This window comes from Pseudomonas edaphica, from assembly GCF_005863185.1.
In the GTDB taxonomy this organism is placed as follows: domain Bacteria; phylum Pseudomonadota; class Gammaproteobacteria; order Pseudomonadales; family Pseudomonadaceae; genus Aquipseudomonas; species Aquipseudomonas edaphica.
The window spans coordinates 1-9,525 of record NZ_VBVZ01000211.1 but is presented as its reverse complement, the minus strand read 5'-3'; the positions used below and the strand labels follow the sequence as shown (position 1 = coordinate 9,525).

General features: G+C 62.7%; 12 protein-coding genes. 2 read left to right on the top strand and 10 right to left on the bottom strand.

The window, feature by feature from the left end; translation table 11 throughout:
* Position 1: 1 nt before the first annotated feature.
* From FEM54_RS15610 to ccmA, 10 genes are all read right to left on the bottom strand, one after another.
* Complete coding sequence (locus FEM54_RS15610; RefSeq protein WP_138451785.1) at positions 2–394, bottom strand: hypothetical protein; 393 nt, start codon at positions 392–394, stop codon at positions 2–4.
* 15 nt (positions 395–409) lie between these two features.
* A complete protein-coding gene (gene ccmI, locus FEM54_RS15605; protein WP_017136201.1) occupies positions 410–1,594 on the bottom strand; it encodes a c-type cytochrome biogenesis protein CcmI in 1,185 nt (394 codons plus the stop codon).
* Positions 1,587–2,060 carry a cytochrome c-type biogenesis protein gene (locus FEM54_RS15600; protein ID WP_017136200.1) on the bottom strand — a complete coding sequence of 158 codons (474 nt, stop codon included), beginning with the start codon at positions 2,058–2,060 and terminating at the stop codon, positions 1,587–1,589. The genes ccmI and FEM54_RS15600 overlap by 8 nt, the downstream gene beginning before the upstream one ends.
* A complete protein-coding gene (locus tag FEM54_RS15595; RefSeq protein ID WP_017136199.1) occupies positions 2,057–2,593 on the bottom strand; it encodes a DsbE family thiol:disulfide interchange protein in 537 nt (178 codons plus the stop codon). The genes FEM54_RS15600 and FEM54_RS15595 overlap by 4 nt, the downstream gene beginning before the upstream one ends.
* Complete coding sequence (locus FEM54_RS15590) at positions 2,590–4,578, bottom strand: heme lyase CcmF/NrfE family subunit (protein ID WP_017136198.1); 1,989 nt, start codon at positions 4,576–4,578, stop codon at positions 2,590–2,592. The genes FEM54_RS15595 and FEM54_RS15590 overlap by 4 nt, the downstream gene beginning before the upstream one ends.
* A gap of 3 nt (positions 4,579–4,581) precedes the next feature.
* On the bottom strand, positions 4,582–5,037 hold the full coding sequence (gene ccmE / locus FEM54_RS15585) for a cytochrome c maturation protein CcmE (RefSeq protein ID WP_017136197.1): 456 nt from the start codon (positions 5,035–5,037) through the stop codon (positions 4,582–4,584).
* Positions 5,034–5,210, bottom strand: a complete 177-nt coding sequence (gene ccmD / locus FEM54_RS15580) for a heme exporter protein CcmD (RefSeq protein WP_017136196.1) — start codon at positions 5,208–5,210, stop codon at positions 5,034–5,036. Before ccmD ends, ccmE begins: the two co-directional genes overlap by 4 nt.
* Positions 5,207–5,962: a heme ABC transporter permease gene (locus FEM54_RS15575; RefSeq protein WP_138451783.1), complete on the bottom strand. Its 756-nt coding sequence runs from the start codon at positions 5,960–5,962 to the stop codon at positions 5,207–5,209. The genes ccmD and FEM54_RS15575 overlap by 4 nt, the downstream gene beginning before the upstream one ends.
* 85 nt (positions 5,963–6,047) lie before the next feature.
* Positions 6,048–6,716 carry a heme exporter protein CcmB gene (gene ccmB / locus FEM54_RS15570; protein WP_014717701.1) on the bottom strand — a complete coding sequence of 223 codons (669 nt, stop codon included), beginning with the start codon at positions 6,714–6,716 and terminating at the stop codon, positions 6,048–6,050.
* The gene (gene ccmA / locus FEM54_RS15565; RefSeq protein WP_138451781.1) at positions 6,713–7,348 is read right to left on the bottom strand and encodes a cytochrome c biogenesis heme-transporting ATPase CcmA; all 636 of its coding nucleotides are present in this window, start codon (positions 7,346–7,348) and stop codon (positions 6,713–6,715) included. The genes ccmB and ccmA overlap by 4 nt, the downstream gene beginning before the upstream one ends.
* Before the next feature lie 200 nt (positions 7,349–7,548).
* On the opposite strand from ccmA, the gene fliK reads away from it, so the two are divergent.
* On the top strand, positions 7,549–9,126 hold the full coding sequence (gene fliK, locus FEM54_RS15560) for a flagellar hook-length control protein FliK (protein WP_138451779.1): 1,578 nt from the start codon (positions 7,549–7,551) through the stop codon (positions 9,124–9,126).
* A complete protein-coding gene (locus FEM54_RS15555) occupies positions 9,123–9,452 on the top strand; it encodes an EscU/YscU/HrcU family type III secretion system export apparatus switch protein (RefSeq protein ID WP_099549057.1) in 330 nt (109 codons plus the stop codon). Before fliK ends, FEM54_RS15555 begins: the two co-directional genes overlap by 4 nt.
* Positions 9,453–9,525 lie beyond the last annotated feature (73 nt).

The following is a 9,525-nucleotide window of genomic DNA, read 5'->3' as shown; positions in this document are numbered from 1 at the left end:
GTTATTGCGCGTATTGCTTGCTCAACCCCGGCGGCACGCCATGCACATCGGTGTCTTCCCACGGCCCGTTCGGGCTGATGGAGCGGCTCCAGCCGTTGCTCCAGCGGTAGTAGGTGCGCTGGCGGTAGAAGGTGTCGGGCTGTTCGTCCAATACATACACCTGCATCTTGCCGTCCCAGTGGCTGGCGGCGCCCGGTGGAGGGGCGAAGGTCGGCGATTTGCTTGGCACAGGTTTCGGCGGCGGTGTTACCGGGCCGGAAGGCTTGGTGCTCGGTTGGGTCGACGGGCCAGACGGTGGGATGGTCGGGCCGGTGGGTGCGGGAGGCCGATGGACCGCACAAGCGCTCAGCCCCAATACCAGGCTGAGCAAGGTGATACGTGCAAATGCGGTCATAGGCGTTTCCTCGATTTACTTGTCCGGAGTGTCAATGGTCAGTTGCTGCAGCGCAGTGGTAGTGCTGGCCAAAGGTTGGCTGCGGCCGATCCACTCGCCAGTGGTCGGCTGACCGGCCCGGGATATGCGCGCAACCAGTTGGACTTCGGGGAAGTTCGACAGTTTCAACTGCGGCATCATTGCGTCCGCATCGCCCAGTTCGACGGTAACCGGCAGTTCAGCCACGGTGACACGCTTGGCCGCCAACGGTGCCGGAGGGCCATTCACGGCGCGGGCGAAGATGAACACGCTGTCGGTGGGCAGGGCTTTGGCCTTCACATCAGGTGCCAGGTCCACACGGACTTTCATCACGGTTTTTGCCGCGACGGTGCCACCGCTTTCCTTGAGCTTCTCGGCCGCGCGGTCGATACCGCCTTGCAGCGCGACACGGGAGTTGTCTTGCGCTGGCAACTGGGCCAACAGGCGGTTCCAGTAATCGATGGCTTCCTGATAACGCTGGCCTTCAAAGGCGGCGATACCCAGCAGGCCAAGGCTGGTGACTTCTTTGGGGTCGAGCTTCAAGGCTTCATCGGTCAGCGCCTGCACCTTGGGCGACCATTGTTTGTTGTCGGCAAAGTACTGCGCCTGGGCCCATTGGCCGAGCAGTTCGGGCTGGCGACCGGCGAGAGCGACGGTGCGCTCGAAGATTTTCGCGGCATCGGCGGAACGGTCCTGAGCCATGTAAGCGCGACCGAGGAAGTACAAGCCTTCCGCCGAGTCAGGCTGGGCGGCGGCGGCGCGCTCCAGGCGGCGGGTCATGTCTTGCATCGACACCGGCGGCTGGGAGAATTCGCGGGTCAGCTCGACCTTGTCGCTCGCCCCGTAATGCAGGTACAGCGCAACGCCCAGGACCGGCACGAGAAACGCCGCCAACAACGGCAGTGGTTTGCCCAGGCGCGATTCACGCGGCTTTTCTACGCCTTCGGTGTCGGCCAGCAACTCACGCGCAGCCTCGGCACGGCCGGTGTCGAGCTGGGCGGCATTCAGCACGCCTTCGTCCTGCTGCACTTGCAGCTCGGCCACGCGTTCCTGGTAGAGCGCCACGTTCAGTGCGGTGCGGTCCTCTTCACGCTGGGCACGGCGGCCGCGCAGTACAGGGATCAACAGAAAACTCAGGGCAATCAGGAGCAGCAACCCTGCTGCGAGCCAAAAATCAATCATCAGTCTTGGTGTCCAGCAATTGGTCGAGGCGTTTGCGTTCATCCGGGGAGAGCGCATCGGAACCATCAGTAGGCGCAGCGCGGCGACGGCGCACGATCACGGCCATCACCACCACGCCGGCCAGCAACAGCCCGGCGGGGCCGAACCAGAGCAACGCAGTCTTGCCGGTAAGGGCCGGTTTGTAGCGCACGAAATCACCGTAGCGGTCGACCATGAAGTCGATGATCTGCTGGTTATCCTTGCCCTCCCCCAGCATGCGGAAAATCTCTTTGCGCAGGTCGGCGGCGATCGGGGCGTTGGAGTCGGCGATGTCCTGGTTCTGGCACTTGGGGCAGCGCAGTTCCTTGGTCAATTCGCGAAAACGCTCACGGTCACCGTCCTTGGCGAACTCGTAGGTGTCGATGGCCGCATGGGCGACGCCAACCAGTCCAAGTGCAAGAACCGCAGCGGCTAACAGACGCTTCATGGCTTGGCCTCATCGACCAGTGCCTGGTACTTGGCGGCCAGTTGCTCGCGCCAGACCACTTCGTCGATCACGCCAACATACTTGTCGCGGATCACGCCTTTGGCATCGATGAAGAAGGTTTCCGGCGCGCCGTATACACCGAGGTTGAGACCGAGGTTGCCGTCCTCATCGCGGATATCCAACTGGTAGGGGTTATGGAACTCGGCCAGCCACTTCAAGGCGGCAGCATTGTCGTCCTTGTAGTTGATGCCGTAGATTACCACGCCCTGCTCGGCCAGTTTGTTCAGTACCGGGTGTTCAACGCGGCAGGAAATGCACCAGGTGCCCCACACATTGACCAGCGCCGGTTTACCCAGCAGGTCGGCCTGGGTCAGGGTTTTGTCGCCCTGCACGGTCTTCAGGCTGAACGCAGGGAAGGGTTTACCGATCATCGCCGAGGGCAACTCGGCCGGATCGAGGTACAAGCCGCGATACAAGAACACTGCCATCACCAGAAAGGCCGCCAGCGGCAACACCATCAACCAACGCTTCATGCCGCCGCTCCTTGCAGGCCGAGGGCTTCACGCACACGGCTTTTGACCTTGACGCGATAACGCCGGTCCAGCGCGGCCAGCAACCCGCCGAAACCGGTGAGCAAACCGCCGAACCAGATCCAGCGCACAAACGGTTTGACGTGCACGCGCACCGCCCAGGCGCCGTCGCCCAGCGGCTCACCCAATGCCACATAGAGGTCACGGGTGAAACCGGCGTCGATACCCGCTTCGGTCATCATCGAGCTTTGCACGGTGTACAGGCGTTTCTCCGGGTGCAGCACCGCCACTTCCTTGCCGTTGCGCACGACACGAACAGTGCCTTTGTCGGACGTGAAGTTCGGGCCTTCGAAGTGCTTGGCGCCTTCGAAAATGAAGTGGTAACCGGCCAGGTCCATGGACTCACCCGGCGCCAGGCGCAGGTCGCGCTCAGCGCTGTTCTGGCTGGACAGCACCACGCCGAGGGCGCACACGGCGATGCCGATGTGGGCGACTTGCATGCCCCAGTAGCTGCGGGTCAACGTCGGCAAGCCTTTGATCAGGCCTTTGTGACGGGTCTTGTCGAAAATATCGCGAACGCCGGCCAGCAATACCCAGGCAGCCAGCAGGAAAGTGGCGAGCACCGCCCAATTGAAATCGCCGTAGGCGAACCCGGCGATCACTGCCAGGGCCACGCTGCCCAGCAGCACCGGCATCAGCATGCCGGCCAGCCATTTGACCGGCGTGTCTTTCCAGCGCACCAGCACACCAACGGCCATGACCACCATCAACAGGCCCATCAACGGGATAAACAACGCGTTGAAGTACGGCGGCCCGACGGACAGCTTGGCGCCGCTCAAAGCGTCCAGCACCAAGGGGTACAGGGTGCCGAGCAGGATCATCGACGCGGCCACCACCAGCACCAGGTTATTGCCCAGCAGCAGGGTTTCCCGCGACCACAGGTTAAAGCCGACCTGGCTCTTGACCACGGGTGCGCGCAACGCAAACAGGGTCAGCGAGCCACCGACTACAAACAGCAGGAAGATCAGGATGAACACGCCGCGCTCCGGGTCGGACGCAAACGCATGCACCGAGGTCAACACGCCCGAACGCACCAGGAAAGTACCCAGCAGGCTGAGGGAAAACGCGGCGATGGCCAGCAACACGGTCCAGCTTTTGAACACGCCGCGTTTTTCGGTGACGGCCAGCGAGTGAATCAGCGCGGTGCCCACCAGCCAGGGCATGAACGAGGCGTTTTCCACCGGGTCCCAGAACCACCAGCCGCCCCAGCCGAGTTCGTAGTAGGCCCACCACGAACCGAGGGTGATACCGATACCGAGGAACGCCCAGGCCACAATGGTCCATGGCCGCGACCAGCGCGCCCAGGCCGCATCGAGGCGCCCGCCGAGCAAGGCGGCGATGGCAAACGCAAAGGCCACGGAGAAACCGACGTAGCCCATGTAGAGCATCGGCGGGTGCACGATCAGGCCGATGTCTTGCAACAACGGGTTGAGGTCATGCCCATCCATCGGGATCTGCGGCAGGATGCGCGTGAACGGGTTGGAGGTCATGATCAAAAACAGCAGGAAGCCGATGCTGATCATGCCCATCACCGCCAACACGCGGGCCAGCATGACCTGCGGCAGTTGGCGCGAGAACACCGATACGGCAAAGGTCCAGCCGCCAAGGATCAAGGCCCACAGCAGCAACGAACCTTCGTGGGCGCCCCACACGGCGCTGAACTTGTAGTACCACGGCAGCGCGCTGTTGGAGTTATTGGCGACATAGGCGACGGAAAAGTCGTCGGTCATAAAGGCGTAGGTCAGGCAGCCAAACGCGAACACCAAAAAGGCAAACTGGCCCCAGGCGGCCGGCTGCGCCAGGCTCATCCACAGGCGGTCGCCGCGCCAGGCGCCGAGCAACGGCACCACGGCCTGGACGATGGCGAAGCACAGGGCGAGGATCATCGCCAACTGGCCCAGCTCCGGAATAAACAGTGCGGACGTCATGGCTTAGCCCTCCTTGGCAGGTGCTGGGGCCGATTGGCCGCTGTCTTTCAACGCCTTGGTCACTTCCGGCGGCATGTACTTCTCATCGTGCTTGGCGAGTACTTCATCGGCCACCACCACGCCGTCGGCGTTGAGCTTGCCCAGGGCGACGATGCCCTGGCCTTCACGGAACAGGTCCGGGAGGATGCCGCGATAGGTGATGGTCACGGCTTTGTTGAAGTCGGTGACCACAAAGGTCACGTCAAGGGAATCACCGGAACGCTTCAAGGAGCCCTTCTCGACCATGCCGCCGGCGCGGATGCGCGTGTCGACAGGCGCTTCGCCATTGGCGATCTGGGTCGGGGTGTAGAACAGGTTGATGTTCTGCTGCAAGGCGCTCAGGGCCAGGGTCACGGCAATGCCGACGCCGGCCATGATGGCGAGGATGATCAACAGACGCTTTCTACGCAGCGGATTCACTTATCGGTCTCCCGGCGCAAACGACGCGCCTCTTGTTGCAGGTAACGCTTGCGGGCCAGGATCGGCGCGGCAACGTTGAGGGCCAGCACTGCCAGGCAGATGCCATAGGCCGTCCAGACATACAGGCCGTGATGGCCCATGGCGAGAAATTCACTGAACGAGTTGAAGTTCATCCGCGCGCTTCCAGGCTGTTTTGCACTTCGGTCTTGACCCAACTGGTGCGGGCTTCACGCTTGAGCACTTCGAGGCGCATGCGCATCAGCAGCACGGCGCCGAAGAAGCAGTAGAACCCCAGCACCATCAGCAGCAGCGGCGCCCACATTTCCACGGGCATCGCCGGTTTTTCGGTGAGGGTGAAGGTGGCGCCCTGGTGCAGAGTGTTCCACCACTCCACCGAGTATTTGATGATCGGAATGTTGATTACGCCGACAATCGCCAGCACCGCACAGGCCTTGGCCGCGCTGTCGCGGTTGCTGATGGCATTGCCCAGGGCGATGAGGCCGAAGTACAGGAACAGCAGGATCAGCATGGAGGTCAGTCGCGCATCCCACACCCACCACGAACCCCAGGTGGGTTTGCCCCAGATCGCGCCGGTGACCAGCGCCACGGCGGTCATCCAGGCGCCGATGGGCGCGGCGCATTGCAGGGCCACGTCGGCCAGTTTCATCTTCCACACCAGCCCGACGATGCCGCACACCGCCAGCATCACATAGCAGGACTGCGCCAGCATGGCGGCGGGCACGTGGATATAGATGATGCGAAAGCTGTTGCCTTGCTGGTAGTCCGGCGGCGCGAAGGCCAGGCCCCAGACCAGGCCGATGCCGATCAGCAAAATGGCGGCGATGCTCAACCACGGCAGCAATTTGCCGCTGATGCCGTAAAACCATTTGGGCGAGCCGAGCTTGTGAAACCAGGTCCAGTTCATTGCTGTTTCCATCACGGTGGCTGTGCGTCATTGCGCAAAGCTCAGGGTCTTTACTGGCCAAGGCATAACACTTGGCCAGACCTCATTATTCGCCGACGCTGATCTTCAGGCCAGCCGCTATAGCAAAGGGTGTCAGGGTTACCGCCAGGGCGGTCAGGCTGCCAAGCCACAGGAGGTAGCCGGTCGCCGGCATGCCCATGAGCGCGGCCTGCAAGGCGCCGCTGCCCAGGATCAACACCGGGATGTACAAAGGCAGAATCAGCAGGGCCAGCAACAGGCCACCCCGCTTCAAACCGACGGTCAACGCTGCGCCCACCGCCCCCAACAGGCTGAGCACCGGCGTACCGAGTAACAAGGACAGGAGCAACACCGGCAGGCACTCAACGGGCAAGCCGAGCATCATCGCCAGCAGCGGCGAGAGCAATACTAGCGCCAAGCCGGAAAAAACCCAGTGTGCCAGCACCTTGGCCAGTACCAGAAGTGGCAAGGGGTGCGACGAAAGGACCCACTGCTCGAGGGAACCGTCTTCAAAATCACTGCGAAACAGCCCGTCCAGCGAGAGCAGCACCGATAAAAGCGCGGCCACCCACACCAGTCCCGGGGACAAGGTTTGCAACAGTTTAGTCTCGGGGCCGACTGCCAGCGGGAACAGCGCGATAACGATGGCGAAGAATACCAAGGGATTGGCCAATTCAGCCGGGCGACGGCACAACAGGCGGGCTTCACGGGCGACTAACAGCGCGAACACACTCATGCCGACCACCGCCCTAAATCCAGGTCGCGGTAACCGGCGGGCCTGCGCGCCAGCGTGTGGTGGGTGGTGAGCAGCACCAGGCCACCCTGTTCACAGTGCTGTGCCAGGTGTTCTTCGAGTTGGGCGACGCCCTGCTTGTCGAGGGCGGTGAAGGGTTCGTCGAGAATCCACAGCGGCGGGCCAGGCAGATACAAACGTGCCAGCGCCACGCGGCGCTGCTGGCCGGCGGACAAGGTGTGGCAAGGGACATCTTCGAAGCCTTTAAGGCCAACAGCGGCCAAGGCTTGCCAGATGGCATCGCGGGGCGCCGGATGATGCAGGGCGCTGAGCCAGCTGAGGTTTTCTTCCGGCGTGAGCACGTCCTTGATGCCGGCGGCGTGGCCGATCCAGATCAGGTTGCGCGCAAGCTCGGTGCGTTGTTCGTTGAGGGGCTTGCCGTTGAGTCGAACCTCACCGGCCGTCGGCTGCATCAACCCGGCCAGCAGGCGCAGCAAACTGGTCTTGCCGCTGCCATTGGGGCCGCTGATCTGCACCATGTCGCCGCCCGCCAGCCGCAGTTCGAGGTGCTCGAACAGCAGGCGCAGGTCGCGTTCACAGGCAAGCGCTACGGCTTCTAGAAGAGGGCTGGTCAAAAGATCGCGGGCCTTTACGGTTCAAGTCGGCGGTGCAGCGGCCGTTATAGAGAAGTGCACAATAACGGCTTTGGCGACCGATTTTAGAGAGCTGGATCAAATAGTTGTGAGGTTTTTACCGCTCTCTTTGCAGACGGGCGGCATTATACATGTGATGCCCTACTCTAAAGAGGGCAATTTCCCCAGAGACGACGCGCACGATGACCGGTGAGATCAACCTTCCTACGCTGCCGCCAGCACCGACGCCCGGGCCTGCCCCGCTGCCGCCGACCGGCGAGTTGTTGAAACTGCTGGAGCCGCAGACCGGCCTGATCGACCCTGGCAAAACCGCGAACGCCGAGGTGATAGCGCTTAAACAAGGCGGCGATGCATTTCAGCTGTTGCTCAAGTTGACCCTCGAAGGCGGCCGCCAGACATTGGTACAGGCCAGCAGCGCCCAGCCGTTGCCGCTGGGCAGCAACGTGGCGGTGAGCCAGACGCCGACCGGCAACCTGACCATCACCTTGCAGCAAGCCCTGAGTGCCAATGTGGCCGCCCTGACCCGCATCGACACCACGCAACTGCCGGTGGGCACGCTGTTGCAGGCCAAGGTGCTGACCACCCAGATGCTGCCGCAAGGCACCGCGCAACCGGCGATCTATCGCTCATTGGTCAGCGTACTCAATAACGCCCTGGCCGGCACCACGTTGAGTCTGGAAAGCCCGCAGCCGCTGCGGGTCGGCAGCTTGCTCAGCGCCGTGGTGCAAAATGCGCAGACCCTGAATTTCGTGCCGTTGAGCGGTCTCAAGGATCAACTGGCCGTGGCGCAACAGTTGTCGACCCAGCAAAGTCGCCAAGGCTCGCTGGATGTGCTGTTCAACGCGCTGCAAAGCCTGCCTGCCGACGACACCACCTCCAGCGACCTGCGCGCCGCCGCCGCGCGCTTGCTCAACGCCCTGCCCGACCTGGCGCAAGTCAGCAACCCCAAGGTGCTGGCGCAGTTGGTACAAAGTAGCGGCGTGTTTCTTGAAGCCAAACTGCTGGCCGGGCAAGACCCGCAAGTGCCACCGCTGGACATGAAAGGCAGCCTGCTGCGGCTGGTCGCCGAACTGCTGCCGGCGCTGCCCGCCGCCACTAATCTGAACGCCATCCTCGCCGCCAATACCCTGGCCCAGGTACTGCCCAACTTCGTGCGCAACCCGCTCAGCACCCTCGGCCAGATCGGCGCACGACAAGCCCCGGCGGGCTTTCCGCTGCCGGACCGGCTGATGGCCAAACTTGCAGGCGAAGGCGACCTGGAAAACCTGCTGCGCCTGGCCGCCGGGGCCATTTCCCGGCTGCAAAGCCACCAGTTATCGAGCCTGGAGCAAACCGGCACTACCGCCGATGGCCGCCTGCAAACCACTTGGCAGTTGGAAATCCCCATGCGCACCTTGCAGGACATTGTGCCGTTGCAGGTCAAGTTCCAGCGTGAAGAACCGCCGCCGGACAAGGACCAACCGGAGCGCAAGGACAAGAAAGACCCCAAGCAAATGCTCTGGCGCGTCGAGCTGGCCTTCGACATGGAGCCGTTGGGGCCGTTGCAGGTGCAGGCGCAACTGACCCAGGGCAAATTGTCCAGCCAGCTGTGGGCCTCGCGCCCGTTTACCGCCAGCCTGATCGAAAGCCATTTGGGCAGCTTGCGCGAGCGCCTGGTGACCTCGGGCATCAATGTCGGCGACCTGGACTGCCACCTCGGTACGCCGCCACGTGGGCCACGAACCGGATTGGAGCAACGCTGGGTGGATGAAACCGCATGAAAAACTCCCTTCCGCCACGCCAGGCGATTGCCCTCAAGTACGACGGCCAGCAAGCGCCGACCCTGACGGCCAAGGGCGACGATGCCCTGGCCGAAGCCATTTTGAAGTTGGCGCGGGAAAATGAAGTGCCGATCTATGAGAATGCCGAGCTGGTGAAACTGCTGGCGCGCATGGAATTGGGCGACAGCATTCCGGAGGAGTTGTACCGCACGGTGGCTGAGATTATTGCGTTTGCGTGGACGCTCAAGGGCAAATTCCCGGTGGGCTATGACCCGAATGCCGAGCCGGTGGAGCGGGATGTGACTGCGCGTGGGGATGATTACTAGCTGCACACAAATCCAAATGTGGGAGCTGGCTTGCCTGCGATGGCATCAACCGGGTGTACCTGACACTCCGAGG